Genomic DNA, 26,860 nt, shown 5'->3' with positions numbered 1-26,860 from the left:
ATCGGAAGCGCTCAGGGAAGGTGGATCTCGTAAGGGTGCGAGAAATAGCACTCCTCGAGGTTGGAGCCGTCGCCGCCGCGGTCGACGATCAGGAAATCCTGTTCCTCGCCGATCGGCGTCAGCACGCCGTGCCAGAGGTTGCGCCGGTAGTTGATGCCCTGCCCGGGCGCGGTGATGAAGGCATGCGGCTCGCCCGGACCGTCATTGGTGTCATGGCAGACGACGACCAGGAACGGGCGCGGCGACAGCGGAATGAAAGCCTGGCTGCCGAGCGGATGGCGCTCGACCATGGTGAGCTTAAGCGGCATCTCGTAAGGCGTCCCGCGCACCATCGAGATCAACACACGCGCATTCGGCCCTGCGGCTTCCGCCGTGGCGAGGTCGTGATAGCGCATCGCCTTGCCGCCGTTGATCGGGTAGCGGTTGTCGCCGCCCATGTCGATGACGTCGCCGAACGGCGCGAAATTTTCGCGGGTTAGCGGCTTGGCGACGATGCGGATCACCGCGCGCGACCCGCGATACCGGCGCCGCCGAGCTTGGCATGCCGGTTGACGTCCTTGTAGAGCAGGTAGCGGAAGTCTCCGGGACCGCCGGCATAGCAGGCCTGCGGGCAGAAGGCGCGCAGCCACATGAAGTCGCCGGCCTCGACCTCGACCCAATCCTGGTTGAGCCGGTAGACGGCCTTGCCTTCGAGCACGTAGAGCCCGTGCTCCATGACATGCGTCTCGGCGAAGGGAATAACCGCGCCGGGCTTGAGCGTGACGATGGTGACGTGCATGTCGTGGCGCAGGTCGGCCGGGTCGACGAAGCGCGTCGTCGCCCAGCGGCCCTCGGTGCCGGGCATCGGGCTCGGCTCGATCTGCTGCTCGTTGGTGAAAAAGGCTTCCGGAATGTCGAGGCCGTCGACGGCCTCATAGGCCTTGCGGATCCAATGGAAGCGCACAGCGTCGCCGCTCTCGTTGCGCACTGTCCAGCCGCTTGCCGGCGGCAGGAAGGCGAAGCCGCCGGGGGCAAGCACATGCTTCTTGCCGTCGAGCGAGACGGTGAGCTCGCCCTCGACCACGAACAGCACGCCCTCGGCTTCGGCGTCGAGTTCCGGCCGGTCGCTGCCGCCGCCGGGCAGGACCTCGACGATGTACTGCGAAAACGTCTCGGCGAAGCCCGACAGCGGCCTTGCGATGATCCAGGCCCTGGTCTCGTCCCAGAAGGGCAGGGGGCTGGTGACGATGTCCTGCATCACGCCCTTGGGGATGACGGCATAGGCCTCGGTGAAGACGGCGCGGCCGGTCAGGAGCTCGGTCTGGCCGGGATGGCCGCCATGCGGCGCATAGTAGGTTCGCTCGGCCATTTTCATCATATCCATGTGTTGAAGCCTATTGTGGAAGCATGTCTCTCAGCCGAAGCAGCGCGATGCGCTCGACCTGTCTGCAGGCGGTCTCGAACTCAACGCTGCGGCTGTTGCCGATGCGCGCCTCGAACTCCGCCAGGATCTCATCCTTGGTCTTGCCCTTGACGGCGATGATGAAGGGGAAGCCAAAGGTGGTGACGTAGGCGGCGTTGAGTTTCGAGAACAGCTCGCGCTCCTTGTCGGTGAGCGCGTCGAGCCCGGCGGAGGCCTGTTCCTTGGCCGATTCCGGCGTCAGGCGCCTGGCCGCCGCCAGCTTGCCGGCAAGGTCGGGATGGGCGTTGAGCACGGAAAGTCGCTCGGCCTCCGTCGCCGCGCGGAAGACGCGGCAGAGCGCGTTGTGCAGGCCGCCGGAGCTGTCATGCGCGGGTCCAAGCTCCAGCTCGTAGGCGCGCTCGGCGATCCACGGCGAATGCTCAAAGACGCCGCCGAAGGCATGCACGAATTCCTCGAACTCCATCCGCGATGGGCGCAACGCTGGCGCCTGGTAGGGATGCGTCTCTCGCCAGTGTTTGGCTATGTCGATGCGCCGGGTCAGCCACACCTTGTCATGCGACTTCACATAGTCGACGAAGCGCTTGAGCGCCGCGACGCGGCCGGGACGGCCGACCAGACGGCAGTGCAGGCCGATATTCATCATGCGCGGCCGCCCTGCCTTGCCCTCGGCATAGAGCGTGTCGAAACTGTCCTTCAGATAGGCGAAGAACTGGTCGCCCGAGTTGAAGCCCTGCGGTGTGGCGAAGCGCATGTCGTTGGCGTCGAGCGTGTAAGGGATGATGAGCTGCGGCTTCTCCAACCCGTCGCGGTCGAACCAGTAGGGCAGTTCGTCGTCATAGGTGTCGGAAACGTAATCGAAGCCGCCTTCCTCGGCGACGAGCCGCACCGTGTTGACCGAGGTGCGGCCGGTATACCAGCCGGTCGGGCGCGCGCCGGTCACTTCGTAGTGCAGCCGGATCGTCTCTTCTAGATCGCGCCGCTCGTCCTCCGCGCTGTGGTCGCGATAGTCGATCCATTTCAGCCCGTGCGAGGCGATCTCCCAGCCGGCCTCCTGCATGGCCACGACCTGATCGGGCGAGCGCGCAAGCGCGGTGGCGACGCCGTAGCAGGTCACCGGCACCTTGGCTTCGGTGAACAGCCGGTAGAGCCGCCAGAAGCCGGCCCGGGCGCCATACTCGTAGATCGATTCCATGTTCCAGTGGCGCTGGCCGACCCAGGGAGCGGCGCCGACGATCTCCGAGAGGAAGGCTTCCGAGGCCTTGTCGCCGTGCAGCACGCAGTTCTCGCCGCCTTCTTCGTAATTGACGACGAACTGCACGGCGACACAGGCGCCGCCGGGCCATTTCGGATCCGGCGGATTGGCCCCGTAACCGCGCATGTCCCGTTCGTAACGCATTGGGTTGCTCCTGCCCGATTGTTGCGATCAAGATATCGAAAGGAGTGCTCCAGCATTCCCCCGAAAATTTTTGAAAGTGCTTTTTGCCGCACTCCGCTCGACCGGGACTTATGCATCGCCTTTAATTGGCGCACAATTGACTTGGAAACGTTCGACTACCGGCCAATCGGTCGACTGAAAATGGGAGGCGGCAGTGGCAGAAACGTCGAAAGCCGATGGCGGGCGTCTGACGACCCATGTGCTCGACACCGCGACCGGCAGGCCGGCAAAGAGCCTCTCGATCGAGCTATTCCGCATCGAGGGCCTGGCCCGCACACATCTCAAGACCGTCACCACCAATGATGACGGCCGCTGCGATGCGCCGCTGCTTGCCGGGGCCGATTTCCGCACCGGCGAATATGAGCTGGTCTTCGCCGCCGGCGACTATCTGCGCGGCCAAGGCATCAGCCTGCCAGAGCCCGCTTTCCTCGATACCGTGCCGATCCGCTTCGGCATGGCGGAGGAGCGGCATTATCATGTCCCTCTCTTGATTTCGCCTTACGGCTACTCGACCTATCGCGGGAGTTGAGTCATGGCAGAGATCAAAACCCGCAACGAAATACGCTTCATCCTCAACGGTGCCGACGTCGCGCTCACCGACCTCGCGCCCGACGCGACGCTGCTCGACTGGCTGCGGCTCAACCGGTCGCTGCGCGGCACCAAGGAAGGCTGCGCCGAGGGCGATTGCGGCGCCTGCACGGTGCTGGTCGGCAAGCTTGCCGCCGAAGGCCTGGTCTACGAAGGCGTTAATGCCTGCATCCGCTTCATGGGCTCGCTCGACGGCACCCATGTCGTCACCATCGAGCACCTGCGCGGCAATGGCGAACAGCTTCACCCCGTGCAGCAGGCGATGGTCGATTTCCACGGCTCGCAATGCGGCTTCTGCACGCCGGGCTTCATCATGTCACTCTATGCGCTCTGGATGAGGACGCCCAACCCCTCGGATGCAGCGATCGAAAAGGCGCTGCAGGGCAATCTCTGCCGATGCACCGGTTATGAGGCGATCATGCGCGCCGCGCGTGCCATTTCGAGCTACGGCAGGGCGGCCAAGGACCCGCTGGCGGTGGAGCGCGAGGATATTACCGCTCGCCTGGAAGCGCTGCGCGACGGCGCCCGGGTCGAGGTCGGGTCAGGCAAACAGCGGCTGATCGTGCCGGCTGACGTCGACGATTTCGCCGCCGTGCTCGAAAAGGAGCCGGGCGCAACCATCGTTGCCGGCTCGACCGATGTCGGCCTGTGGGTCACCAAGCATATGCGCGATATCTCGCCGGCGATCTTCATCGGCGGTCTCGACGGCCTGCGCACGATCTCGGAGGCCGACGGGGTCATCACCATCGGCGCCGGCGTGACCTACACCGAAGCCTTCGAGACGCTGTCGAAGCGCATCCCGGCATTGGGGCCGCTGGTCGATCGCATCGGCGGCGAGCAGGTGCGCAACATGGGCACCATCGGCGGTAATATCGCCAACGGCTCGCCGATCGGCGACACGCCGCCGCCGCTGATCGCGCTCGGCGCTCAACTGACGCTCCGCAAGGGTGATGCGCGCCGCACCATCCCGCTCGAAACCTTCTTCATCGCCTATGGCAAGCAGGACCGCCAGCCCGGCGAATTCGTCGAGGCGGTGCATGTGCCCGTGCCGGCAAAGGACACGAACTTTGCCGTCTACAAGGTCACCAAGCGCCGCGACGAGGACATCACCGCTACCCTCGGCGCCTTCTATCTGACCTTGGCCAAGGACGGCACCGTGGCCGACATCCGCATCGCCTATGGCGGCATGGCGCCGACACCGAAGCGTGCGGCTGCGGTTGAAAGGGCGCTTATCGGCAAGCCCTGGAGCGAAGCGACTGTCGAGGCCGCGATGGCCGAATACGCCAGCGACTTCACGCCGATCACCGACATGCGCGCAACCGCCGAATATCGGGCGCTGGCAGCGAAGAACCTTTTGCTGCGCTTCTACGTCGAAACCACCGGCACCAGGGCGCCGTTCCAGGTGTCACGCAACGAGGCGGCCTGATGAACAAGCACGCCACCACCAACCTCAAGGCCGAGAAGATCCTCGGCGGCGTCGCCACCGAACAGCGGCATGATTCCGCGCACAAGCATGTCAGCGGCACCGCCGTCTATATCGACGACATGCCGGAGCCCGCCGGCACGCTGCATATCGGCCTCGGCCTCGCCAAGGTTGCCCATGGCACCTTGAAGAGCGTCGACCTGTCGGCGGTTCGCGTGGCGCCCGGCGTCGTCGATGTGCTGACCTATGCCGATGTGCCGGGCGAGAACGACGTCTCGCCGAGCAACATGCATGACGATCCGGTGCTCGCCGAAGGCAAGATTCAGTTTTACGGCCAGCCGATCTTCGCCGTGGTTGCCAACACCCGCGAGGAGGCGCGCCGCGCGGCGCGCCTCGCCAGGATCGAATATGACGAGCTTCCGGCTGTGATCGGCATCTGGGACCTCGACCCGGTCAAGGACAAGCAGGTCACCACGCCGCTGGTTCTGAACCGCGGTGATGCGGCTGCGGCGATTGCGGCAGCACCCCGCCGCATCAAGAACCGCATGTGGCTCGGCGGCCAGGACCATTTTTATCTCGAAGGCCAGGTTTCGCTCGCCATACCGGGCGAGGATGACGAGGTGATCGTCTATTGCTCGACGCAGGGCCCGAGCGAGACGCAGCACCTGGTTGCCCACGCGCTCGGCGTGCCGAGCCATGCCGTGACGGTAGAAGTGCGCCGCATGGGCGGCGGCTTCGGCGGCAAGGAAACGCAGGCAAACCAGAGCGCGGCGATCGCCGCCATCGCGGCGAAGAAACTCAATCGGGCGGTAAAGATCAGGCTCGACCGCGACGAGGACATGATCGCCACCGGCAAGCGGCACGATTTCGCCATCGACTACGAGGTCGGCTTCGACGACGAGGGCAACATCCTCGGCGTCGACTTCACCTATGCTTTGCGCTGCGGCTTTTCCGCCGACCTTTCGGGTCCTGTGGGAGACCGAGCGCTCTTCCACTGCGACAACGCCTATTTCTATCCGGCGGTGCATGCGAAGTCGGTTCCGCTCTACACCAATACCGTCTCCAACACGGCCTTCCGCGGCTTCGGCGGTCCGCAGGGCATGGTCGGTGCCGAGCGGGTCATCGACGAGGTGGCCTTCGCGGTCGGCAAGGATTCGCTGGAAATCCGCAAGCTGAATTTCTACGACCCGATGGATGCGATCGGCGAGCGATGCTTCACGCCTTACCACCAGAGGGTCGAGGATAACATCATCCACCGCATCGTCGCGGAGCTGGAGGAGAGCGCGAATTATGCGCGGCGCCGGCGCGAGATCAGCGCCTTCAACAACAACAGCCGCTTCATCAAGCGCGGGCTGGCGATGACGCCGGTCAAGTTCGGCATCTCCTTCACCAAGACGGAAGCCAACCAGGCCGGCGCGCTGGTGCATGTCTATGCCGACGGCTCGGTGCATATGAACCATGGCGGCACCGAGATGGGGCAGGGACTGCACCTCAAGGTGGCGCAGGTCGTCGCCGAGGAATTCCAGATCGACCTCGACCGGGTCAAGATCACCGCCACCACCACCGCCAAGGTGCCGAACACCTCGCCGACGGCCGCCTCCTCCGGCGCCGACCTCAACGGCATGGCGGCGCAAAACGCCGCCCGCCAGATCCGCAAGCGGCTGACCGATTTCGCGGCGGAAAAATACCAGGTGCCGCTCGACCAGGTCGTGTTCCTGCCCAACCGGGTGCGCGTCGGCAACCAGGAAGTCGCGTTCAACGACTTGGTCAAGCAGGCCTACATCAACCGTATCCAGCTCTCGGCGGCGGGCTTCTACAAGACGCCGAAGATCCACTGGGACCGCAGCAAGGGCCGCGGCCACGCATTCTACTATTACGCCTATGGCGCGGCCTGCTCGGAAGTCTCTGTCGACACGCTGACGGGCGAATATGTCGTCGAGCGCACCGACATCCTGCACGATGCCGGCCGCTCGCTGAACCGGGCGATCGACCTCGGCCAGGTCGAGGGCGGCTTCATCCAGGGCATGGGCTGGCTGACGACGGAGGAGCTCTGGTGGGACAATAGCGGGCGGCTGCGCACGCATGCGCCATCGACCTACAAGATCCCGCTCGCTTCCGACCGGCCGAAGATCTTCAACGTCAAGCTGACTGACTGGTCGTCGGCTTACGAGCCGACCATCCACCGCTCCAAGGCAGTTGGCGAGCCGCCGCTGCCGCACGGCATGTCTGTGCTGCATGCGTTGTCCGACGCGGTGGCGAGCGTCGCCGACCACAAGATCTGTCCGCGCCTTGACGCGCCGGCGACGCCGGAACGGGTGCTGATGGCGATCGAGCGGCTGAAGCGGGAAGCCGCAAAACAGGCCTGAATCCGGCCAAAACGTGCAATTCGGGGCGCAAAACGCTATATTCCTGGGTGGAAATGCAGACGATGAACTCGAAGGCGCAGAGCTTGAAGGCGTTTCTCGGCCAGGCCGCCCGGGTCGCGCTTGTCGAGGTTGCGGCCACGAAAGGCTCGACGCCGCGCGAGACCGGCGCCTTCATGCTCGTCTCGGCATCGGCGATTTTCGGCACCATCGGCGGCGGCCAGCTCGAATTCATGGCGATCGACAAGGCGCGGCAGATGCTGAGCAAGCGGGCGCCATCGCGATCCGAAGCCGGCGAAGCCCGCATCGAGGTGGACGAAGTCTGCGCGACCCTGGATGTTCCGCTCGGGCCCGAGATCGGCCAGTGCTGCGGTGGGCGCGTCGAGGTGCTGATTCGCTTGGTCGACCCTGCGCTCAAACAGGAACTGGTCGCCAAGGCCGAGGCCGAGGAAGCGCATCTGCCGCATGTCTATGTGTTCGGCGGCGGCCATGTCGGCCAGGCCTTAGCCGCGACGCTTTCGCTTCTGCCCCTCCATGTCGTTGTCGTCGAGACACGCGCCGATGCGCTCGAAGGTATGCCGGAAACGGTCGAGACCCGGCTGACGCCGATGCCCGAAAGCGCCGTTCGCGAGGCGCCGGCTGGATCGGCCTTCGCCATCCTCACCCATGACCATGCGCTCGATTTCCTGATCGTCGCCGAGGCGTTGATGCGCGATGACGCCGCCTATGTCGGCATGATCGGCTCGAAGACGAAGAAGGCGACGTTCAAGAACTGGTTCCTGAAGTCCGCCGAGGGCAGCGAAGCGGAGTTCAACCGCCTCGTCTCGCCGATCGGCGGCAACGCGGTGAAGGACAAGCGCCCGTCGGTGATCGCCGCGCTCGCCGCCGCCGAGATCATGACGGCGCTGGTGTCTCGTGCCGCCAAGATGGCCGGTTCGAATGTCTCCGAGAAAGCTGTGGCAGACTGATCCAGCCACCGCAATTTCCCTGGGATGCCAGCGGCAAATCCGCCAAGGTATGACCACCGCTCACAGCTGCTCGTCGCTTTCGTCGTTTCCCAAACCAGTCCGGAACGTGTTTTCTGCGCGCCTGACGAACACGAGGCGAGCGACATGGACGTTTTGCGCATAGCGGCATTTTCGGATGGCAACTCCGGCGGCAACCCGGCCGGCGTCGTGATTGGCGACGTTTTGCCCGATGCCGCCGACATGCAGCGGGTCGCTGCCGAAGTCGGCTTTTCGGAAACCGCCTTCGCCGCGCCTGAAGGCGATGGCTGGCGCGTTCGTTATTTTTCGCCTGAATCAGAAGTGCCGTTCTGCGGCCACGCCACGATTGCATTGGGTGCGGCACTCGTCAGAAAGTTCGGCGACGGCGTTTTCAAGCTGGCTCTCAACCAGGCCAACATAACGGTCGAAGGCTTTCGCGACGGTGCCAATTTTGCCGCCGCCTTGCAGTCGCCGCCGACGCGCAGCCGGCCCGCCTCATCGGAGCTGGCCGGCGAAGCGTTAGCCTTGTTCGGCTATCAGCCAGGCGATCTCGACCCGGCCATTCCGCCGGCACTCATCCATGGCGGCGCCGACCACTTGGTGCTGGCGCTGAAATCACGCGAGGCATTGGCCGCCATGGCCTATGAGCTGAAGCAGGGCCAGGCCTTCATGCGGCGCGAAGGGCTGGTCACGATCCTGCTCGCCTATGCCGAGACGCCGCGTCTCTCTCACACGCGCAATCCCTTCGCCTCGGGCGGCGTCTATGAGGATCCGGCGACGGGCGCTGCGACCGCCGCCTTTGCCGGCTATCTGCGCGACCTCGGCTGGCCGCATGGCGGCGCGATAGACATCTTGCAGGGCGAGGACATGGGCATGCGCTCGCGCCTCCATGCCGACATTCCGCCGGCGCCCGGCAGCTCGATCAGGGTTTCCGGAACAGCCCGGTTAATGGATGAAGGCTGAGGCGCTCAAACCGGTCGCTTGAGGCCAAGGTGCTCACGCAGCGTGCGGCCATCATACTCCTTGCGGAACAGGCCACGCCGCTGCAGTTCCGGCACGACCATTGTCGCGAAAGCGTCCAATTCGCCCGGGAACCAGGACGGCATGACGTTGAAGCCGTCGGCCGTCCCGCCTTCGAATCGCTCCTGCAGCGCATCGGCGATCTGCGCCGCCGTGCCGACGACGCGCCAGTGGCCGCGCGCGCCAGCGAAATAGCGCGCGAGCTCACGGATCGACAGACCGTCGCGCCGTGCCTGCTCGATGACCAGCGCCTGCCGGCTTTTCATGCCTTGGCTCTCCGGCAGTTCTGGCAACGGCCCGTCGATCGGATAGCGCCAGAGGTCGGAGATGCTGAGATAGCTGGAAAGCAGCGCGACGCCGACATCGTCGGGGATCAGTTCCTGCAGCGCATCGTATTTGGCCTGAGCCTCGGCTTTCGTTGCCGCGACGATCGGCGCCACGCCGGGCATGATCTTCACGTCGTCCGGCTGGCGGCCATAGGCGGCCAGCCGCCCCTTGAGATCGTCATAGAAGGTCTTCGCCTCCTCGAATGTCTGCGCGGCGGAGAACACGACATCGGCGGTCCGCGCGGCAAGATCCTTGCCATCGTCGGAAGCGCCGGCCTGCACCATCACCGTCGCGCCTTGCGGCGAGGGCGGTATGTCGAGCGGGTCGCGCGCCGAAAAGCTCTGGCCGTCATGGCCGGCCGCCTTGCGGTGCCACAGGCCGGTGACGACGGTGGCGAATTCGCGGGCGCGTTCGTAGCGGTCGGCATGCGGCCTGAGACCTGTCGCGCCGAAATTCGCGGCTTCGATAGGATTTGCCGAAGTGACCAGGTTCCACCCGGCGCGGCCGCCGCTCAAATTGTCGAGCGAGGCGAAGGCCCTCGCCAGCCCGTAAGGCTCGTTGTAGCTGGTCGAGGCCGTCGACACGAGGCCGATGCGCTCGGTCTGCACGGCAAGAGCTGAAAGCAGGCTGATCGGCTCGAAGCCGATCGAGCGCGAGGTCTGGCTGGCGATGTTGATATTGGCTTCGCGCAGGCCGGCGGCGTCCTCGCAGAAGACCATGTCGAACTTCGCCGCTTCCGCCGTGCGGGCGAGATGGATGTAATGGTCGATGTCGATGCCGGCCGTCACATGCGCGTCCGGATGCCGCCAGCCGGCAATATGATGGCCGGTCGCCCACAGGAACAGCCCGAGCTTCATCTGGCGGGCGCTCATTTTGCGCCTCCTGTGCCAAGCCCGAGATGGTTGCGCAGCGTCGCCCTAGCATAAGCCGAGCGGCCCAGGCCGCGACGGCGAAGCTCCGGCAGGATGCGGTCGGTGAAGTCATCGAGCGCCGAAAGATCAGCCGGCAAAGCGAAATTGAAACCATCGCAGCTTTTGGTGTCGAACCAGTCCTCAAGCTCGCCAGCCGCAAGCTCGTTCACGCTAACCGTCACCAGCACCTTCATGGTTTCCGGCTTGCGTCCGGCGGCAACCGCGCAGCGCTTGAGATCATCATAGGCTGTCTTGGCGCCCTCCGCCTCGATCAGCACGACGTCGGCGACTTTGGCGCCGAAATCGAGATCGGCCTCACCCAGGCCCGACATGACCAGCACCGGCGTGTCCTGCGGCGAGCGGGCGACGTTGAGCGGCCCCCGCACGGAGAAGAACTCGCCCTTGTGGTTCAGGAAATGCATCTTATCGGGATCGTGGAACCGGCCGCTGGCCTTGTCGAACAGCAAAGCGTCCGCATCCCAGCCTCGCCAAAGACCTTGCACGATGCCGATGAACTCTTCCGCGCGGCGATGGAAATCTTCGTCGGCAATGCCTTCCGGCCGGCTGAAATTGGCCGCCTCGCGCGGGTTCTGCCGCAGCGTTGCGCTCCAGCCGATGCGGCCATGGCTGATGATGTCGAGCGAGGCGAAACGGCGCGCCAGATTGTAAGGCTGGTGCGCGAGCGTCGAGGCACTGGCGACCAGCCCGATCCTTTCGGTCACGGTAGCGAGTGCCGCCAGAAGCGTGGTCGCCTCGAAGGGACTGCTCGATCGCTCCTCCGTTGCATCAGAGACGACGACCATATCGATCCCGGCCGCCTCCGCCTTCTGCACGAGGCTGGCGATCTCGGCAAACGTCACGCCGGCCTGCCCGGGGGCGGAAGCAATGTCGAGCGAAACGGCGAGATGCATTGTGCTGCCCATTCGCTGCCAGCGACGTCGCTACCAACCTAGGCTCCCCCTCGCGCAAGGCAACCCGATCGGCTGGGCCAGTACGCCGTCTCCTGCCGGCCAGCCCTTACTTGCCGGCGAGAATGTCCTTGATCAGCCGCTGGCAGCGATCGGCCATGAAGTCGAGCAGCAGGCGCACCTTCGGGTCCTGCAGCTTCTTGTGCGGATAGACGGCGGCAAGCTGCACCGGAGTCGGCGGCGTCTTGGCCAGGATCACCTTCAGCCGCTGGTCGCGGATGAAGGGCTCGACCTCGAAGCGCGGCTTGTTGATGATGCCGCGCCCCGATAGCGCCCAGCCGGTCAGCACGTCGCCATCATCCGTGTCGTAGGGCCCGTGCACCTCGAATTTCTGCGGTCCGCTCGGCGTCTGCAGCGTCCAGACATATTCGCGCGTGCCGGCATAGCGGAGCATCAGGCAATCGTGCCTCTTGCCGATCAACTCCTGCGGCTCGGCCGGCTCGCCGCGTGCTTCCAGATATTTCGGCGCCGCCACCAGCACGCGCTCGCATTCCATGATGCCGCGCATCCTCAGACTCGAATCCTCGATGATGCCGAGGCGGAAGGCGACGTCGATGCCTTCCTTCATGATATCGACATTGTGGTCGGAGAGCCTGAGCCGCACCTCGATATCGGGGTATTTGTCGTGGAAGTCCGGAATGCCTGAGGCGATCAGCCGCCGGCCGAGCCCGAGCGGCGCCGTCACCTTGATCGTGCCGCGTGGCTGGCCGGAGAGTGCGGCGACAGCGGCCTCCGCTTCGGTGATCGCCTCCAGCACATGCTTGGCGCCGGTATAGAACACCGTGCCGTGCTCGGTCGGCATCAATTGCCTTGTGGTGCGGTTGAAGAGCCGCACACCGAGATGCTTCTCCAGCTCCTTGATGCGGTTTGAGGCCACCGCCGGCGAGATGCGCATATCGCGGCCGGCTGCCGACAGGTTGCCGAGCTCGACGACGCGGACGAAGACGGCGATGTTGTCGAGATAGGCCATGCGGCTGTCGTGGCTCTCAAACGGCTGCGTGCAGTGAACCTAGTATTTTCCATTTTTTTTTGAAAGTCATCGCGCGCCTCGCCTCTTTTCGTTTCGGCGCCAGCCCGTAAAGTCGTGCAATCGGCAGGGACAGGTTCCCCAAGGGCGACACAATGACGGATTTTGCGATTTTCTGGGACTGGCTGAGTTTTGCCGTCCGCTGGCTGCATGTCATCACAGGCATCGCCTGGATCGGCTCTTCCTTCTATTTCGTCGCCCTCGATCTCGGGCTGCGCCAGCGTCCCGGCCTGCCTGTCGGCGCCTTCGGCGAGGAATGGCAGGTGCATGGCGGCGGCTTCTACCACATCCAGAAATATCTGGTGGCGCCGGCAGAGATGCCGGAGCACCTCACCTGGTTCAAGTGGGAGTCCTACGCCACTTGGCTGTCGGGCTTTGCCATGCTCTGCGTGGTTTATTATGCCGGCGCTGACCTGTTCCTGATCGACCCCAACGTGCTCAACGTCTCGGTGCCGGTCGGCATCCTGCTGTCGCTGGCGACCATCGGCGTCGGCTGGATCGTCTACGACCTATTGTGCCGCTCGCCGCTGGGAAAAAGCGATACCGGGCTGATGCTGGTGCTCTACTGCGTGCTGGTGTTCATCGCCTGGGGGCTGACGCACCTCTTCACCGGCCGCGCCGCCTTCCTACATCTCGGCGCCATCACCGCCACGATCATGTCGGCCAATGTCTTCATGGTCATCATCCCCAACCAGAAGATCGTCGTCGCCGACCTGATCGCCGGCCGCAAGCCGGACCCGAAATACGGCAAGATCGCGAAGCAGCGCTCGCTGCACAACAACTACCTGACCTTGCCGGTGCTGTTCCTGATGCTGTCGAACCACTATCCGCTGGCCTTCGGCACGCAGTTCAACTGGGTCATCGCCTCGCTGGTCTTCATCATCGGCGTGCTGATCAGGCACTATTTCAACACCGTCCATGCACGGAAGGGCAACCCGACCTGGACCTGGCTCGGCGCCGCCGTCCTCTTCATCGTCATCATCTGGCTGTCGACCGTGCCGAAGGTGCTGACCGGCGAGCCGAAGACTTCCGCCGCATCCGCTGCCGCCCAAGTCTATATGGCCTCGGCCCACTTTCCTGCCGTGCGCGATACCGTGCTCGGCCGCTGCTCGATGTGCCATGCGGAGGAGCCGGTCTATGAAGGCATCTACCATGCGCCCAAGGGCGTGATGCTCGACACCGATGAGCGTATCGCCGAGCATGCCAGCGAAATCTATCTGCAGGCCGGCCGGGCGCATGCCATGCCGCCCGCCAATGTTACCCAGATAACCGACCAGGAACGCGCCCTTTTGGTGGCCTGGTTCGAAGGCGCCGGAAAGTAAGCATGACATCAAAACTCCTGCGCGGCCGCACGCTCTCCTTCCTGCGCTGGCCCGAAGCGATAGATGACCATACCGCCTGGCGCTGCGAGGAAGATGGTGGGCTGCTGATCGACGGCGGCAAGATCGTTGCCGTTGGTCCCTATGCCGAGGTCGCGAAGCGTGCGGGCGCCGGCGTCGAGACGATCGATCATCGTCCGCATCTCATCCTGCCGGGCTTCATCGACGCCCATGTGCATTTTCCGCAGATGCAGGTCATCGCGTCCTACGGCGCCGAGCTGCTCGACTGGCTGAACAAATACACCTTCCCGGAAGAGACGAAGTTCCGGAACGCGCAGCACGGTCGTCGCATCGCCAGGCTGTTCCTCGACGAGATGCTGCGCCACGGCACGACGACGGTCGCCGCCTATTGCTCTGTGCACAAATCTTCCGCCGAAGCCTTCTTCGCCGAATCGCATGACCGCAATATGCTGAACATCGCCGGCAAGGTGATGATGGACCGCAATGCACCGGATGGCGTGCTCGACACGCCGCAGACCGGCTATGACGACAGCAAGGCGCTGATCGCCGAATGGCACGGCAAGGGCCGCCAGCTCTATGCCATCACGCCGCGCTTCGCCATCACCTCCTCGCCCGAGCAGATGGAGATGGCCGGCGCGCTCTGCCGCGAGCATCCCGATCTCCACATGCAGACGCATCTGTCGGAAAATCATGCCGAGATCGTCTTCACCCAGGAGCTCTATCCCTGGTCGCGCGACTACACCGATATTTATGAGCATTACGGCCTGCTGGGCAGGAAGAGCCTGTTCGGCCACTGCATCCATCTGTCGGAGCGCGAGGCCGACGCGCTGTCGCAGTCGGGCTCAGTGGCCGTCTTCTGCCCGACCTCCAACCTCTTCCTCGGCTCCGGCCTCTTCGACTACCAGCGCTATCGCCGGCGCGAGAAGCCGCTCCGGATCGCCGCCGCCACCGACGTCGGCGGCGGCACCAACTATTCGATGCTGCGCACCCTGGACGAGGGCTACAAGGTGATCGCGCTGAACGGCGAGAAGCTCAACCCGTTCCAGTCCTTCTGGCAGTTGACGCGCGGCAATGCCGAGGCGCTGTCGGTGGCCGACAAGGTCGGCACGCTCGACGAGGGCACCGATGCCGACATCGTCGTGCTCGACGCCCATGCCACGCCGGCGATGCGGCTGAGGATGGAGACGGTCGAGACGCTGGCCGAGGAACTTTTCCTGCTGCAGACGCTGGGCGACGATCGCGCCGTGCGCGAGGTCTACGTGGCGGGCCGGCCGGCAAAGAGCGCCATCGCGGCATAACGCCATTCCATGCGCTCCGCGCTTGACCCGGCGTCAGCCATCGGCCAAAGCGTGCGTCGAACATTGACAGGGGAACGCTATGGCTGCCGCCGACGACATCGCTCTGATCAAGAAACAGGAAGCCACGCTGGTCTTCCCGGCCTTCGACGAGGCCACAGCCTTCGAGATCGGCTCGGCGATACGGGCTAGGGCGCTCAAGGAAAACCTGCCGATCATCGTCGACATCAGGACCTTCGACCGGCCGCTGTTCTATGCTGCGATGCCGGGCTCCAACGGCTCCAATCCCGATTGGGCGCGGCGCAAGATCAATGTCGTGAAGCGTTTTCTCAGAAGCACCTATCGCATGGTGCTGGAGCAGCAGCGGCCCGACCGCACCTTCAAGGTCGGCGAGGGTCTCGACATTGCCGACTATGTGCTGGCCGGCGGCGGCTTTCCCGTCACCGTCAGGGGTGCCGGCGTGATCGGCGTCATCGCCGTCTCCGGTCTGCCGGAGCGCGAGGACCACGGCGTCGTGGTCGCTGCGCTGTGCCAACATCTGGGCGTCGATGCGAGCAAGCTCAAGTTGCCGCCGGAAGAGAAATGACTGATCCAAAAACCTTCCTCACCGCGATATTCAACGCCGCCGTCGCCGCCGCCGATCCGGAAAAGACGATCCGCAACCATTTGCCAGCAAAGCCGAAGGGCCGCACCATCGTCGTCGGCGCGGGAAAAGGTTCGGCGCAGATGGCGGCGGCCTTCGAGAAGGTCTGGGACGGCCCGATCGACGGGCTGGTCGTCACCCGCTACGGCTACGGCGCCAGATGCGAGCGCATCGAGATCATCGAGGCGGCGCACCCTGTGCCGGACGCCGCCGGCCTCGAGGCCTCGCGCCGGCTGCTGGAGAAGGTGAGCGGTCTCACGCCCGACGATCTGGTGGTGGCGCTGATTTCCGGCGGCGGCTCGGCGCTGCTGCCGTCGCCCGCCCCCGGCCTGACTTTAGCCGACGAGATCGCCGTCAACGAGGCGCTGCTTGCCTCCGGCGCGCCGATCGCGGCGATGAACACCATCCGCAAGCGTGTCTCGACCATAAAGGGCGGCCGTCTTGCCGCCGCCGCTCATCCGGCCCGGGTTGTCTCGCTGGTCGTCTCTGACATCCCCGGCGACAATCCGGCGCTCGTCGCCTCGGGGCCGACCGTTCCCGACAGCGGCAGCCGCGCGGATGCGTTGGCGGCGATCGCCGCCTACGGGATGAAGTTGCCGGCCTCGGTGATGGCGCACATCCAGTCTTCCGCTGCTGACGCGTCGCGTCCCGACGATCCGCGCTTTGCCGGCAATGAGGTGCATCTGGTCGCCTCGGCCGGCGTATCGCTCGAAGCCGCGGCTGCAGAAGCCAAGCGGCAAGGCATCGAGGCCATCATCCTCTCCGATTCGATCGAGGGCGAGGCGCGCGAGGTCGGCGGCGTCCATGCCGCGATCGCGCGCGAGGTGGCAACCCGCGACCGGCCCTTCGCCAAGCCAGTGCTGATCCTATCCGGCGGCGAGACGACCGTGACCTTGCGCGCTAAAGGAAAGGGCGGTCGCAACTCGGAATTCCTGCTCGCCTTCGCCATCGGCATTGACGGCGTGAACGGCATCCACGCTCTGGCCGCCGATACCGACGGCATCGACGGCTCGGAGGACAATGCCGGCGCCTTCGCCGACGGCTCGACGGTGTCCCGCATGCGCACCGCAGGTGTCGACGCCAAGGCAATGCTCGCCGGCAACAATGCCTGGACGGCGTTCAACGCGGTGGATGATCTGTTTGTGCCCGGCCCGACGGGGACGAATGTCAATGATCTGAGGGCGATCCTGATCCGGTAGCGTCGAAGCCCCAATGTCGTCATCCCAGGGCGAAGCAGGAGCGAAGCTCCGTCGCGAAGACCCTGGGATCCATTCCGTGACCTGACCCGTGGAGTGCAGCGGAGCAGAATTCTGCACCGTTGCGGCACTTCGAAGTCATGGCAGGATCCTCAGGTCTGCGCTGCGTCGCTTCGCTCCTTGCTCCGCCCGTGGATGACGAAGCGATGAGCGTTTCGGCTAACCTCCAATGTCGCGCGATCGGTCAAGCAGCCATGAGCCGCTTCACCTTCCGCATATCCTGAAGAAACCGCTCGCGCTCGGCCTCCTTATCTTCCTGTTCGCGCATGCGCAGGATAAGCGAGGGGTGGATGGTGATGAACACGCGCAGCCCGTCGTTGCGCTCGATCACTTCGCCGCGCATCTTCAACACCGGCACCGCCCTACCGAGCAGTGACTGCGCCGCGGTCGCGCCAAGCGCCACCGCAAGGTTCGGCTTGATCCGGCCGATCTCCTTGTCCAGCCACCAGCGGCAGGCCTGCACCTCACCGGCATTCGGCTTGGAGTGGATGCGACGCTTGCCGCGCGGCTCGAATTTGAAATGCTTCACCGCGTTTGTGACATAGACCTTCTGGCGGTCGACGTCGGCATCTTCCAGCGTGGCGTCGAGCATCCTGCCCGCCGGACCGACAAATGGTTTGCCGGCCCGGTCCTCCTGATCTCCGGGCTGTTCGCCGACGAAGATCACCTCGGCGTCTTCCGGCCCTTCGCCGAAAACCGTCTGCGTCGCATTGCGCCACAGCGGGCAGCGGCGGCACCCCTTCGCCTCGTCGCGCAACCCCGCGATCGGCTCTGTGCCGTCCGGCGGTTCGGCGCGTGCCGCTCGAACGCGCCTGCCGGAAATTGCCGTTTCACGTGGGGTCGTGCCTGCCATCGTCCATCCTCGTCCGCTTCGATGTTGAATGGGCGAGATTGTCGATGGTTCCTGCCGGCGACTCACACCTCGTGCAGATAGAGGTGGTAATCCAACTCGCTTACGGTCCGGGCGACGCGCAGATATTCCGCCTGCTTGATCGCCACGAAGGTCTGGTGCAGGTCGGGGCCGAGCGCGGATTTCAGGAAATCGGAGTGCCTGGCCGCCTCGATCGCGGCGCGCCAGTCGGCCGGCATGGCCGATTTTTCCGTTGCCTGCTCGTAACCGTTGCCGGTCGTTTCCGGACCGGGATCCAGGCCTTCGTCGAGGCCCTTGACGATGCCGGCCAGCACCGTCGCCGCCACCAGATAGGGGTTGGCGTCGACGCCGGACGGCCGGTGCTCGATGCGGCGATTCTTGGCATCGCCCGCCGGCACGCGCAGCGCCACCGACCGGTTGTTGACGCCCCAGGTCGGCGCCACCGGCGCATAGGATTGCGACACGAAGCGCCGCCATGAATTGGCATGCGGCGCAAACACCAGCATCGATTCGGCCATCGTGTGGATCAGGCCGCCAAGCGCGTTTTGCAGGCTTGGTGACCATTTTTCACCCGCGGCTTCGGTGAAGACGTTCCGGCCGGCATCGTCCTGCAGCGAGACGTGGAAATGCATGCCTGAGCCGGCATAGGCTTCGATCGGCTTCGCCATGAAACAGGCGGTGACGCCGTGCCGGCGCGCCTGAGCCCTCACCAGCCGCTTCAGCATGACCAGGTCGTCGGCCGCCCGCATCACATCCTTGCGGTAGTTGAGCGTCAGTTCGTACTGGCCGGGCGCATATTCGGAGATGATCGTCTCGGCCGGAATGCCCTGCACCTTGGCGGCGGCGTAGATGTCGGAAAACAGCGGCTCCATGCCGTGCAGATGGTCGACCGAATAGACTTCCGTCTTGCCCGAGCGGCGGCCGTCGAGCACGGCGCTTGCCGCCTGGACTTTGCCGTCGGCATCGCGCTCGTTGGCAAGGAGAAAAAATTCCAGTTCGAAGGCGCCGGCCGGATGCAGGCCGCGTGCCGCCAGTAACTCCACCTGCCGTGCCAGCGCCAGCCGCGGGTCGGAGCTCATCGGCTGGCCGTCGAGGTGGTACATCGACATCAGCACCTGGCCGCGCGGCGGCTTGGTGCCGTAGAGCGGCACCAGCGTGCCGGGGATCGGCCATGCCCGGAGATCGCCGTCGCCGGTATCCCAGATCAGCCCGGTCTCGTGGACATCCTCGCCGGTGATGTCGAGGCCGAGGATCGAGATCGGCATATGACGTCCGTTCTCGAAGATACCCATCAGCTCGTGCCGGCGCACGATCTTGCCGCGGCCAACGCCGTTGGCGTCGGTGAGCACGATGTCGAAGGCCTCGATGTCGGGATAGGCCTCGAGAAAGGCTTTCGCCTCGGCGGGCGTCGAGCCCGAAGGCGATGTCGTGACGGCGTTCGGATTGTCCATGTCTGCTTGTCTCACGCCGTAAGTCTTGCCGCAACCGCGGCGAAAGCGGCGATCAGCCGGCTCACTTGCGCCGCCGTCGTTGCCGGCGAGATGAGCATCATATTGTGGAACGGCGCGATCAGCACGCCGCGATTGACCAGCGCGACATGGATAGTGGCTTCGAGCTCCGGCGCATGCGCCTTCTCGGCCTCGCCGCCATCCTTCAGCGGCCCGGGCGCACAGATGAACTCGACGCGGGCGCCGACGCGTGCGACATGCCAGGGCAGCTTGTACCGATCGATGACGGCGGAGAGCCCGGCGTCGAGGCGGCGCGCCAGCCGATCCATATGGGCATAGGCCGCCCCGGTCATCACCTCTTCGAGCGTCGCGCGCATCGCCGCGAATTGCAGCGGATTGGCCGACAGCGTCGTGCCCATGCCGGAATAGCCGGGCTCCTTGGTCCGGTTATAGGCGCCGTAGCGGGTGGCGACCTCCTCGCTCATGCCCCAGATGCTCGCCGGCACGCCGCCTGCCACCGGCTTGCCGAGCACGAACAGGTCCGGCTCCAGCCCGTGCTTCTTCGTATAGCCGCCGGGGCCGGTGGAGATGGTGTGCGTCTCGTCAATCAAAAGCAGCGTGCCGGCGGCGCGAGCGAGGCGTCGCAGCGCGTCGTGGAAGCCCGGCTCCGGCAGCACCATGCAGGAATTGGTCAGCACCGGTTCGGTGATGACACAGGCAACATCGCGGTCGGCGAGCGCGGCTTCCAATGCCGCGACATCGTTGAACTCGACGATCTTGGTTGCCCGCGTGAGGTCACGGAATTCGCCGGCCAGCCCCGGCCGGTTCACCGGCCTGCCGTCGATCAGCCGTACCATCGTCTCGTCGACCGAGCCGTGATAACAGCCGTTGAAGACCAGGATTTTCTCGCGCTCCGTGACCGCGCGGGCGACGCGCAGCGCGAAACGGTTGGCGTCGGTGGCGGTGGTGGCGATCTGCCAGTAGGGCAGGCCGAAGCGCTGCTGTAAGAGCGGGCCAATGGCGAGCGCATCCTCGCTGGGCAGCATATAGGTCAAGCCGCGCCCGGACTGCCGGCGGATGGCGCGGGCAACCGCCGGCGGCGAATGCCCGAGCATCGAGCCGGTGTCGCCGAGGCAGAAATCGTCGAGCCTGTTGCCGTCGATATCGGTGATCGTGGCGCCCCTGGCGCCGTCGACCAGGATCGGAAACGGCGTCGGCCAGTCGGTCATCCAATGCATCGGCACGCCGCCGAGAAAGCCGGCGATGCCGTTGCCCACCTTCGCCTCGGATCTCGGCCGTGCCTTGCGGAAGGCCGCCGCCTCCACCTCGCGCAATTCGGCGATGCGGGCGGCAGCGATGCCGCCGATGGAAGTCCGGTCGATTGAATGCATGAAGGCCCCTCTTTCTCGCGCGGCACTTTGCCAACCGGTCGGCAAAACCGCAATTGGCCGCGCTGGGGGCGGGCGTTGGCTCAGGCAGTAGGGCAGTAGGGCAGTAGGGCAGTAGGGCAGTAGGGCAGTAGGGCAGTAGGGCAGTAGGGCAGTAGGGCAGTAGGGCAGTAGGGATACACTTCCCTACCTATTCCCCTACTGCCCTACTGCCCTACGCCGTGATGTCGATCACGCCGCAGTCGCCGGCCGCACTTCCGAAGACGATGCGGCGCTCTTCCTTGTCCCACATCATCGAGGTGATGGCGCCCTTGCCGGGACGGCGCAGCAGTACCTCCTTAGCGTCGGCGAAGCGCGCCGCGATCACCATGCCGTCCTCATAGCCGATGGCCGTGACGTCCTGGCTGGGATGGCAGGCAACGCAGGTCACCATGGTGTTGCCGCGCGTGCCGAGCTCAAGCGGCGCTTTGCCCATCGGCCCGTCCTTGCTGGCGAAGGGCCACACGATCGCTGCCGGCGCGCCCGAGCTCGCCAGCCATTTGCCCCTGACGCTCCAGGACAGGCTTTTCACCTTGCCGGGATAGCCGCTCATGCGCATGTGCTTGCCGTCGGCCAGCTTCCAGCCATGCAGCGCGTTTTCCTGCATGGTGGTGATGACGAAGGCGCCGTCCGGCGAAAAGCTGATGCCGGTATGGGCGCCCGCCCATTCGAGTTCCACCGGCTTGCCCTCGGCAGCCGGGAAATGCAGCGTCGCGCCATTGTAACGGGCGACGCCGAAGCGCATGCCCTTGGGCGAGAAGGCAAGCCCCTCTACCGAGCGCGGATGCGTGAATTCCTTGGTCTTGCCGTCGGCAAAGCGCACGAAGGCGGTCTTGCCGGAAGCATAGGCGATTGCTCCCTGCGGCCCTGCAGCGACGCTGGTGATCCACTTTTTGCCGGCGCTGGCCAGTTCGCTCGCCTCGCCGCCGGCCTTGACAGCAAACACCTTGCCGTCCTCGCCCCCAGTGATCAGCCGGTCGTTGGCCGCGTCATGGAACGCGGCGAGCAATCCGTCATTGGCCTGCACAGTCTTGTGCCCATTGTCGAGCCGGTGGACCGCGCCGTCGGCAAGCGCGAAATGCGGCACATCGTTGAGAAAGACGGCGGCGACGCAATGGCCTTCGAGATCAAGCGGGGCGACTGTGGGCATATGGATTGTCCATTCGAGATTTCTGCTCTTCCCCATAAGGGGTTGAGCTACGGGTCTCAACCCATGCAGGATGGCTATAAGAGAAGGGCGCCAACGTTTGCGGCTCTCCCTTCTCCCCTTGTGGGAGAAGGTGTCGCCGAAGGCGACGGATGAGGGGTGTTCCAGCTTGGTAAAGACGGCGATCCGTCCAGCACCCCTCAACCGTCTCGGCGCTGCGCGCCGATCCACCTTCTCCCACAAGGGGAGAAGGAAGAAAGTCCGGAAATCAAGCCGCCTGGCAGGCTTCGAAGCTCTTCCTGAGCCGCTCGGCGTCGAGGTCGCGGCCGATGAAGACCAGCCGGCTCTCGTGCTTCTCGCCGTCCTTCCAGGCGCGCTGGTGATCGCCCTCGAGGATCATGTGCACGCCCTGGAGGACATAGCGCTCGTCGTCGCCCTTGAGGGCGATGATGCCTTTTAGCCTGAGGATGTTCGGTCCTTCCATCTGGGTCACCTTCTCGATCCAGGGGAAGAACTTCCTCGGGTCCATCTCGCCGCCGCGCAGCGATACCGACTTCACCGTCACGTCGTGGATATCGGAAGCATGGTCGTGATGGTGATGCTCGTGCCCGTCATGGTCATGATCATGGTGGTCATGATCATGGTCGTGATCGTGGTCATGCGCCTCGAGGAAATGCGGATCGTTCTCCAGCGCGCGCGAAAGATCGAAGGCGCCGCGGTCGAGCACTTCGCCGAGCGCCACGCCGGCGCGCTCCGTGCGATGGATCCTCGCCGCCGGGTTGATGGCGCGGATCGTCGCTTCGACCCGTTCCAGTTCTTCCGGTGTCACGAGGTCGGTCTTGTTCAGCACCACGACATCGGCAAAGGCGATCTGGTCCTCGGCCTCCTTGGAATCCTTCAGCCGCAGCGGCAGGTGCTTGGCGTCGACCAGCGCCACCACCGCGTCGAGCTTGGTCTTGGAGCGCACGTCGTCGTCCATGAAGAAGGTCTGCGCCACCGGCACCGGATCGGCAAGGCCCGTGGTCTCGACCACGATGGCGTCGAAGCGGCCGGGCCGCCGCATCAGGCCTTCGACGACGCGGATCAGGTCGCCGCGCACCGTGCAGCACACGCAGCCATTGTTCATCTCATAGATTTCCTCGTCGGATTCGACGATCAGGTCGTTGTCGATGCCGATCTCGCCGAACTCATTGACGATGACGGCGTAACGCCTGCCGTGGTTCTCCGACAGGATGCGGTTGAGCAGCGTCGTCTTGCCCGCGCCGAGATAGCCGGTGAGAACGGTTACGGGGATCTGCGTCTGTGCATCGCTCATGAGTTGCCTCGAAAATCTGTGCCCTAAAGGATTGGTCGGCCTCATATAGGATGCGAGGCGCGCTTTTGCACGCGTCAAACCGATGGGCCAGCCTGCCCCCGGCCGGAGCAGGCGCAGTGGATAGGAATAGCGGCGATCGAGATGGCCAAACGGGGCAGCCGCACGGGTATCACCTCACCCCTGCGGGCGTTCCGCTGTGAATCGCGCCGGGTCAAAAGTCGTTTGTCATCTAACTGAAATAAACATCTGGCATCACCTGCGCGGGCACCGCAATGCTTGCCGGCAAAGCGTTCCGCAAGCCGGCCTCTTTAAATCGTCATTTGCCAGCCGCCGGACAGCCTCTATGCTGCCCGCGCCGGTTCGGCCGAAGAGGGAATGACCATGGCCAAGGCGGACAAGACAGCGACAATGAGCCGGCTGCATTCGGCGGCGCGGCTGGCGCGAACAGCGCTCGCGGCGCGGCTTCTGGCGCACGGCTTCTACGCCGGCCAGGACCAGATCATGCTGGCGCTCGACCGCGAGGACGGTCAGACCCCGGGCAATCTCGCCGGCAAGCTGGGTGTGCGCCCGCCGACGATCACCAAGACGATCAACAGGTTGCAGGCGCAGGGTTTTCTCGAGAAGCGCGCCTCCAACGCCGATGCCCGCCAGGCCCATATCTTCCTCACCGATGCCGGCCGCGAAACCATCCGCGCCATCGAGAAGTCGGTCAAGAAAACCGAGAAACAGGCGCTGAAAGGCCTCGACAAGAAGGACCAGAAGGCACTGTTCAAGCTGCTCGTCCGCATCGAGGCCAACCTGTCGAACGAAGAGCTGGTCCTGATCGACGACGACGCCGAGCTGGAGGATTAACGCGCGACGCGCTGCGTCGTCGCGTAACGAGCGACGCGTTGGCATGGTTCCTCCAAAGCGCGACGCGCAGCGTCGTCCCGAGCGCGACGCATCGGCGTCAAGCGTCTTTCGTCCGAAACCTACGCCGCCGCCGCTCCGCGCACCAGCGTCGCCCAGCGCCCGGGGGTCAGCCCGAACGCCTTCTTGAAATGCCGGTTGAAGTGGCTCTGGTCGCTGAAGCCGGCTGCCACTGCTGTTTCGGCGAGCGGCTCTCCCGCTTCGATCATGCGCCGTGCCCGCTGCAGCCGGCGCATCAACAGGAAGCGATGCGGGCTGGTCGAATAGGTCGCTCGGAAATGCCGCGACAGCGCGTAGCGGTCGAGACCGGTGATCGCCTCCAGCTCGTCGGAGCGCACCGCCCGCTCGGCATTTTCTTCCAGATAGTCGCGGGCAAGCGCGGCGGCCCGCCAGGCCGTTTTTCCCATCGGCTTTGCCGGCTGTCCGGCATGATGTTGCAACTGCTGCGCCAGCTGCGCGATGAAGTCCGCCACGAACAGGTCGTCCAGCTCCTCGGTGAGCGGCGCCAAGGCTGAGAGCAGCGTGCCGCGCAGTTGAGGATCGCTCACCACGGCATCCCGCACGAAAGGCAGCGGCGCGCCGCCCAGGCAGTCGAGCAGCAGCGCAGGCTCCAGATAGAGGATCCTGTAGCGTAAGCCGTCCTCCGTGCCGGCGCCGCCGTCATGCAATTCGTCGGGATGCAGCACGATCACCTGGCCGGGGAGGCTGTGCTGCATCGCGCCCCGATAGTGGAAGCGTTGCACGCCGTCGAGCGTCACGCCGATGGCGTAGGTATCGTGGCGGTGCAGGTCGAAGGCGTTGCCGTGAAAGCGCGCCTCGATGCGCTCGAGGCCGGTGGCGCCGGGCGCCGAAACGATCCGGTCGTCCTTCGCGCACGAACGTTCAAGACCTTCCAGCGCCTCACCGACTAGACCATGCGCCATCGCATGCCCTTCCTGGATCATTTGGAGAGACAATTTTGGTGTTCGACACGAAATTTGCAATCGTGCTGAGGGAAAACCTCGCCGTCTGGCAGAAGCTCAACGTCACCGCTTTCCTGACCAGCGGCATCGTCGCGCAGTTCCCCGAGATCATCGGCGAGCCCTATCGCGATCGCGCCGGCAATCTCTTCAATCCGCTTTCGATCCAGCCCGTCATTGTGCTTTCGGCGGACGGGCCGACACTAAGCGCGATCCATCGCCGCGCTTTGGAGCGCGGCGTGACGACATCCGCCTATGTCGAGGAGATGTTCGCGACCGGCCATGACGTGGCCAACCGGGCGGTCTTCGCCGAATTCGCGCCGGACGACGCCAAGACCGTCGGCATCGCATTGCGCGCCGAGAAGAAGCTGGTCGACAAGATCACCAAGGGCGCCCGCATGCATGCGTGATTCTCTGCCGTGCTCTTGCTGGTGGATTGACCGTTTGTCCGAAGGAGACATCGCGAGCGTTTGAGATTGGCTGCAGCCTCCAAGCTTCGTCCTTGGGCGTAGCGACGCGAAGCGGAGCGAAGACCCAAGGATCCTGTGTGACCTTAGCCGAGGAATACGGCCGAGCAGAATTCTGCACCGCCGCGAAGCTTAGCAGTCATGGCATGGATCCTGGGGTCTGCGCCGCGTCGCTTCGCTCCTTGCTTCGCCCCAGGATGACGACTGGGAGGAGCGTTCAGGCGCCAATCGCCATGGCAATGCGCTCTAAGCCTGTCCGAGGCGCTTATTGGGCCAGTCGCTTTTGGCTTGCCGGCAAGCTTTGATTGCCGCAAAGGTGGCGTGTCCGCCTTCGCTTCCTCCCGGCCTGAATTTGTCTGTTTCCCGAATCCAAGACGACAGCGCAACGCCGCCTGTGGCGATGCTGTTGATGCTGTGCGTCTATGTCTGCTTCACCTTTCTCGACACCTCGAGCAAATATCTGGTGCTTGCCGGTGTCTCGGCACTGATCGTCGCCTGGGCCCGCTTCACCGTCCATGTCCTGCTCGTCGGCGTCTTCCTGCGCGGCTGGCGCGAGCCGTTGCGCTTCCGCGCCAGCAACCTGCCGGCGCACATCCTGCGCGGATGCCTCCTTTTCGGCTCGACCATGTTCAACATCATGGCGCTCAGGACCCTGCAGCTCGCCGAAACCACCTCGATCTATTTCTTCGGCCCGATGGTGATCACCGCGCTTGCCGGCCCGCTGCTTGGCGAATGGGCGGGCTGGCGGCGCTGGCTGGCGATTCTCACCGGCTTCGTCGGCGTTCTCATCATCACCCGGCCCGGTGTCGGCGTGTTCGGCATCGGCCATCTCTTCGCGCTCGGCTCGATGCTGTCGAATAGTTTCTACGTCATCATGACGCGGCGCATGTCGTCGACGGAGACATCCGAGAGCCTGATCCTGTTCTCTGCGCTGGCGCCGGCGGTGCTGCTCCTGCCCATGCTATCCTTCTCGCCGTCCCTGCCGCAGGACGGCTGGCACTGGGCGATCCTGTTGATGCTGGGCGTGTTCGGCGCCGGCGGCCACTGGCTGCTGGTCCAGGCCTATCGGCTGGCGACGACCACGGCGCTCGCGCCCTATCCCTATTCGCAGATGGTGTGGATGATCATTTCCGGCTGGCTGATCTTCCACCAGCTCCCCGACCGCTGGACGCTGCTGGGGGCGGCCATCATCGTCGCGTCTGGCCTTTATATCATCCACCGCGAACACAGGCTTCGCCTGCGCAATTCCGCCTCGCTGGACACCGAAGCCGAGACCCTGGCAAAAAAACTTTGAATTGCTCCCGATCGATGGCATAAGGCCGAATTTAAACAA

At 64.8% G+C, this 26,860-nt stretch carries 24 protein-coding genes; 12 read left to right on the top strand and 12 right to left on the bottom strand.

The window, feature by feature from the left end; translation table 11 throughout:
- Positions 1 to 11: 11 nt before the first annotated feature.
- Genes RFN28_RS08265 through puuE form a run of 3 tightly spaced genes read right to left on the bottom strand, consistent with a single transcriptional unit; the run spans position 12 to position 2,798 of the window.
- Entirely contained in the window at positions 12 to 503 is a 492-nt protein-coding gene (locus tag RFN28_RS08265) for an ureidoglycolate lyase (RefSeq protein WP_320286881.1), read from the bottom strand.
- Entirely contained in the window at positions 500 to 1,348 is an 849-nt protein-coding gene (locus RFN28_RS08260; RefSeq protein WP_430677515.1) for a bifunctional allantoicase/(S)-ureidoglycine aminohydrolase, read from the bottom strand. Before RFN28_RS08260 ends, RFN28_RS08265 begins: the two co-directional genes overlap by 4 nt.
- A gap of 25 nt (positions 1,349 to 1,373) precedes the next feature.
- Positions 1,374 to 2,798: an allantoinase PuuE gene (gene puuE / locus RFN28_RS08255; protein WP_320286879.1), complete on the bottom strand. Its 1,425-nt coding sequence runs from the start codon at positions 2,796 to 2,798 to the stop codon at positions 1,374 to 1,376.
- A gap of 193 nt (positions 2,799 to 2,991) precedes the next feature.
- Between puuE and uraH the strand changes: the two genes are divergently transcribed.
- From uraH to RFN28_RS08230, 5 genes are all read left to right on the top strand, one after another.
- The gene (gene uraH, locus RFN28_RS08250) at positions 2,992 to 3,366 is read left to right on the top strand and encodes a hydroxyisourate hydrolase (RefSeq protein WP_320286878.1); all 375 of its coding nucleotides are present in this window, start codon (positions 2,992 to 2,994) and stop codon (positions 3,364 to 3,366) included.
- Positions 3,367 to 3,369: 3 nt separating this feature from the next.
- Entirely contained in the window at positions 3,370 to 4,851 is a 1,482-nt protein-coding gene (gene xdhA, locus RFN28_RS08245; protein ID WP_320286877.1) for a xanthine dehydrogenase small subunit, read from the top strand.
- Complete coding sequence (xdhB, locus tag RFN28_RS08240; RefSeq protein ID WP_320286876.1) at positions 4,851 to 7,214, top strand: xanthine dehydrogenase molybdopterin binding subunit; 2,364 nt, start codon at positions 4,851 to 4,853, stop codon at positions 7,212 to 7,214. The genes xdhA and xdhB overlap by 1 nt, the downstream gene beginning before the upstream one ends.
- Before the next feature lie 62 nt (positions 7,215 to 7,276).
- A complete protein-coding gene (gene xdhC / locus RFN28_RS08235) occupies positions 7,277 to 8,179 on the top strand; it encodes a xanthine dehydrogenase accessory protein XdhC (protein ID WP_320286875.1) in 903 nt (300 codons plus the stop codon).
- A gap of 144 nt (positions 8,180 to 8,323) precedes the next feature.
- Entirely contained in the window at positions 8,324 to 9,160 is an 837-nt protein-coding gene (locus RFN28_RS08230; protein ID WP_320286874.1) for a PhzF family phenazine biosynthesis protein, read from the top strand.
- A 5-nt stretch (positions 9,161 to 9,165) separates the two neighbouring features.
- On the opposite strand, the gene RFN28_RS08225 is transcribed toward RFN28_RS08230, so the two are convergent.
- The 3 genes from RFN28_RS08225 to RFN28_RS08215 all read right to left on the bottom strand — a co-directional run bounded on the left by RFN28_RS08225 (position 9,166) and on the right by RFN28_RS08215 (position 12,393).
- The gene (locus tag RFN28_RS08225) at positions 9,166 to 10,416 is read right to left on the bottom strand and encodes an LLM class flavin-dependent oxidoreductase (RefSeq protein WP_320286873.1); all 1,251 of its coding nucleotides are present in this window, start codon (positions 10,414 to 10,416) and stop codon (positions 9,166 to 9,168) included.
- Positions 10,413 to 11,366, bottom strand: a complete 954-nt coding sequence (locus RFN28_RS08220; protein ID WP_320286872.1) for an LLM class flavin-dependent oxidoreductase — start codon at positions 11,364 to 11,366, stop codon at positions 10,413 to 10,415. Before RFN28_RS08220 ends, RFN28_RS08225 begins: the two co-directional genes overlap by 4 nt.
- A gap of 106 nt (positions 11,367 to 11,472) precedes the next feature.
- Complete coding sequence (locus tag RFN28_RS08215; protein ID WP_320286871.1) at positions 11,473 to 12,393, bottom strand: LysR family transcriptional regulator; 921 nt, start codon at positions 12,391 to 12,393, stop codon at positions 11,473 to 11,475.
- Between the two features lie 152 nt (positions 12,394 to 12,545).
- Here RFN28_RS08215 and RFN28_RS08210 point away from each other — a divergent pair, with 152 nt between their 5' ends.
- The 4 genes from RFN28_RS08210 (at position 12,546) to RFN28_RS08195 (ending at position 16,927) form a co-directional block, all read left to right on the top strand.
- Positions 12,546 to 13,772: a urate hydroxylase PuuD gene (locus tag RFN28_RS08210; RefSeq protein WP_320286870.1), complete on the top strand. Its 1,227-nt coding sequence runs from the start codon at positions 12,546 to 12,548 to the stop codon at positions 13,770 to 13,772.
- A gap of 2 nt (positions 13,773 to 13,774) precedes the next feature.
- Positions 13,775 to 15,088 (top strand): guanine deaminase, encoded by a 1,314-nt coding sequence (guaD, locus tag RFN28_RS08205; RefSeq protein ID WP_320286869.1) that lies wholly within the window; start codon positions 13,775 to 13,777, stop codon positions 15,086 to 15,088.
- Positions 15,089 to 15,167: 79 nt separating this feature from the next.
- Entirely contained in the window at positions 15,168 to 15,671 is a 504-nt protein-coding gene (locus RFN28_RS08200) for a heme-degrading domain-containing protein (protein WP_320286868.1), read from the top strand.
- The gene (locus tag RFN28_RS08195) at positions 15,668 to 16,927 is read left to right on the top strand and encodes a glycerate kinase type-2 family protein (protein WP_320286867.1); all 1,260 of its coding nucleotides are present in this window, start codon (positions 15,668 to 15,670) and stop codon (positions 16,925 to 16,927) included. Before RFN28_RS08200 ends, RFN28_RS08195 begins: the two co-directional genes overlap by 4 nt.
- Positions 16,928 to 17,168: 241 nt before the next feature.
- Here the strand turns inward: RFN28_RS08195 and RFN28_RS08190 are convergent, their stop codons facing one another.
- From RFN28_RS08190 to RFN28_RS08170, 5 genes are all read right to left on the bottom strand, one after another.
- Positions 17,169 to 17,903: a UdgX family uracil-DNA binding protein gene (locus RFN28_RS08190; RefSeq protein WP_320286866.1), complete on the bottom strand. Its 735-nt coding sequence runs from the start codon at positions 17,901 to 17,903 to the stop codon at positions 17,169 to 17,171.
- Complete coding sequence (locus tag RFN28_RS08185; protein WP_320286979.1) at positions 17,900 to 19,306, bottom strand: glutamine synthetase family protein; 1,407 nt, start codon at positions 19,304 to 19,306, stop codon at positions 17,900 to 17,902. Before RFN28_RS08185 ends, RFN28_RS08190 begins: the two co-directional genes overlap by 4 nt.
- Before the next feature lie 11 nt (positions 19,307 to 19,317).
- Positions 19,318 to 20,694, bottom strand: coding sequence for an aspartate aminotransferase family protein (locus tag RFN28_RS08180; RefSeq protein ID WP_320286865.1), 1,377 nt, complete (start codon positions 20,692 to 20,694; stop codon positions 19,318 to 19,320).
- 211 nt (positions 20,695 to 20,905) lie between these two features.
- Complete coding sequence (locus RFN28_RS08175; protein ID WP_320286864.1) at positions 20,906 to 21,880, bottom strand: WD40 repeat domain-containing protein; 975 nt, start codon at positions 21,878 to 21,880, stop codon at positions 20,906 to 20,908.
- A gap of 265 nt (positions 21,881 to 22,145) precedes the next feature.
- On the bottom strand, positions 22,146 to 23,192 hold the full coding sequence (locus RFN28_RS08170; protein ID WP_320286863.1) for a CobW family GTP-binding protein: 1,047 nt from the start codon (positions 23,190 to 23,192) through the stop codon (positions 22,146 to 22,148).
- Between the two features lie 381 nt (positions 23,193 to 23,573).
- Between RFN28_RS08170 and RFN28_RS08165 the strand changes: the two genes are divergently transcribed.
- On the top strand, positions 23,574 to 24,044 hold the full coding sequence (locus RFN28_RS08165; protein WP_320286862.1) for a MarR family winged helix-turn-helix transcriptional regulator: 471 nt from the start codon (positions 23,574 to 23,576) through the stop codon (positions 24,042 to 24,044).
- A gap of 119 nt (positions 24,045 to 24,163) precedes the next feature.
- Here the strand turns inward: RFN28_RS08165 and RFN28_RS08160 are convergent, their stop codons facing one another.
- Positions 24,164 to 25,024 carry an AraC family transcriptional regulator gene (locus tag RFN28_RS08160; protein WP_320286861.1) on the bottom strand — a complete coding sequence of 287 codons (861 nt, stop codon included), beginning with the start codon at positions 25,022 to 25,024 and terminating at the stop codon, positions 24,164 to 24,166.
- 38 nt (positions 25,025 to 25,062) lie between these two features.
- On the opposite strand from RFN28_RS08160, the gene RFN28_RS08155 reads away from it, so the two are divergent.
- Both RFN28_RS08155 and RFN28_RS08150 read left to right on the top strand, forming a co-directional pair.
- A complete protein-coding gene (locus RFN28_RS08155) occupies positions 25,063 to 25,470 on the top strand; it encodes a DUF2000 family protein (RefSeq protein WP_320286860.1) in 408 nt (135 codons plus the stop codon).
- 457 nt (positions 25,471 to 25,927) lie between these two features.
- Positions 25,928 to 26,821, top strand: a complete 894-nt coding sequence (locus tag RFN28_RS08150; protein WP_320286978.1) for a DMT family transporter — start codon at positions 25,928 to 25,930, stop codon at positions 26,819 to 26,821.
- Positions 26,822 to 26,860: the final 39 nt, after the last annotated feature.

The sequence above is a fragment of the Mesorhizobium album genome, from assembly GCF_033977205.1.
In the GTDB taxonomy this organism is placed as follows: Bacteria; Pseudomonadota; Alphaproteobacteria; order Rhizobiales; family Rhizobiaceae; genus Mesorhizobium; species Mesorhizobium album.
The sequence above is the reverse complement of the archived record's forward strand: the minus strand, read 5'-3'. Positions and strand labels throughout refer to the sequence as shown.

Bases quoted from the DNA above. Each gene is read 5' to 3' on its own strand.
- RFN28_RS08260 (WP_430677515.1), bottom strand. From the start codon at position 1,348: ATGGCCGAGCGAACCTACTATGCGCCGCATGGCGGCCATCCCGGCCAG.
- puuE (WP_320286879.1), bottom strand. From the start codon at position 2,798: ATGCGTTACGAACGGGACATGCGCGGTTACGGGGCCAATCCGCCGGAT.
- xdhA (WP_320286877.1), top strand. From the start codon at position 3,370: ATGGCAGAGATCAAAACCCGCAACGAAATACGCTTCATCCTCAACGGT.
- xdhB (WP_320286876.1), top strand. From the start codon at position 4,851: ATGAACAAGCACGCCACCACCAACCTCAAGGCCGAGAAGATCCTCGGC.
- xdhC (WP_320286875.1), top strand. From the start codon at position 7,277: ATGAACTCGAAGGCGCAGAGCTTGAAGGCGTTTCTCGGCCAGGCCGCC.
- RFN28_RS08230 (WP_320286874.1), top strand. From the start codon at position 8,324: ATGGACGTTTTGCGCATAGCGGCATTTTCGGATGGCAACTCCGGCGGC.
- RFN28_RS08225 (WP_320286873.1), bottom strand. From the start codon at position 10,416: ATGAGCGCCCGCCAGATGAAGCTCGGGCTGTTCCTGTGGGCGACCGGC.
- RFN28_RS08220 (WP_320286872.1), bottom strand. From the start codon at position 11,366: ATGCATCTCGCCGTTTCGCTCGACATTGCTTCCGCCCCCGGGCAGGCC.
- RFN28_RS08215 (WP_320286871.1), bottom strand. From the start codon at position 12,393: ATGGCCTATCTCGACAACATCGCCGTCTTCGTCCGCGTCGTCGAGCTC.
- RFN28_RS08210 (WP_320286870.1), top strand. From the start codon at position 12,546: ATGACGGATTTTGCGATTTTCTGGGACTGGCTGAGTTTTGCCGTCCGC.
- guaD (WP_320286869.1), top strand. From the start codon at position 13,775: ATGACATCAAAACTCCTGCGCGGCCGCACGCTCTCCTTCCTGCGCTGG.
- RFN28_RS08200 (WP_320286868.1), top strand. From the start codon at position 15,168: ATGGCTGCCGCCGACGACATCGCTCTGATCAAGAAACAGGAAGCCACG.
- RFN28_RS08195 (WP_320286867.1), top strand. From the start codon at position 15,668: ATGACTGATCCAAAAACCTTCCTCACCGCGATATTCAACGCCGCCGTC.
- RFN28_RS08185 (WP_320286979.1), bottom strand. From the start codon at position 19,306: ATGGACAATCCGAACGCCGTCACGACATCGCCTTCGGGCTCGACGCCC.
- RFN28_RS08180 (WP_320286865.1), bottom strand. From the start codon at position 20,694: ATGCATTCAATCGACCGGACTTCCATCGGCGGCATCGCTGCCGCCCGC.
- RFN28_RS08175 (WP_320286864.1), bottom strand. From the start codon at position 21,880: ATGCCCACAGTCGCCCCGCTTGATCTCGAAGGCCATTGCGTCGCCGCC.
- RFN28_RS08170 (WP_320286863.1), bottom strand. From the start codon at position 23,192: ATGAGCGATGCACAGACGCAGATCCCCGTAACCGTTCTCACCGGCTAT.
- RFN28_RS08165 (WP_320286862.1), top strand. From the start codon at position 23,574: ATGGCCAAGGCGGACAAGACAGCGACAATGAGCCGGCTGCATTCGGCG.
- RFN28_RS08160 (WP_320286861.1), bottom strand. From the start codon at position 25,024: ATGGCGCATGGTCTAGTCGGTGAGGCGCTGGAAGGTCTTGAACGTTCG.
- RFN28_RS08150 (WP_320286978.1), top strand. From the start codon at position 25,928: ATGCTGTTGATGCTGTGCGTCTATGTCTGCTTCACCTTTCTCGACACC.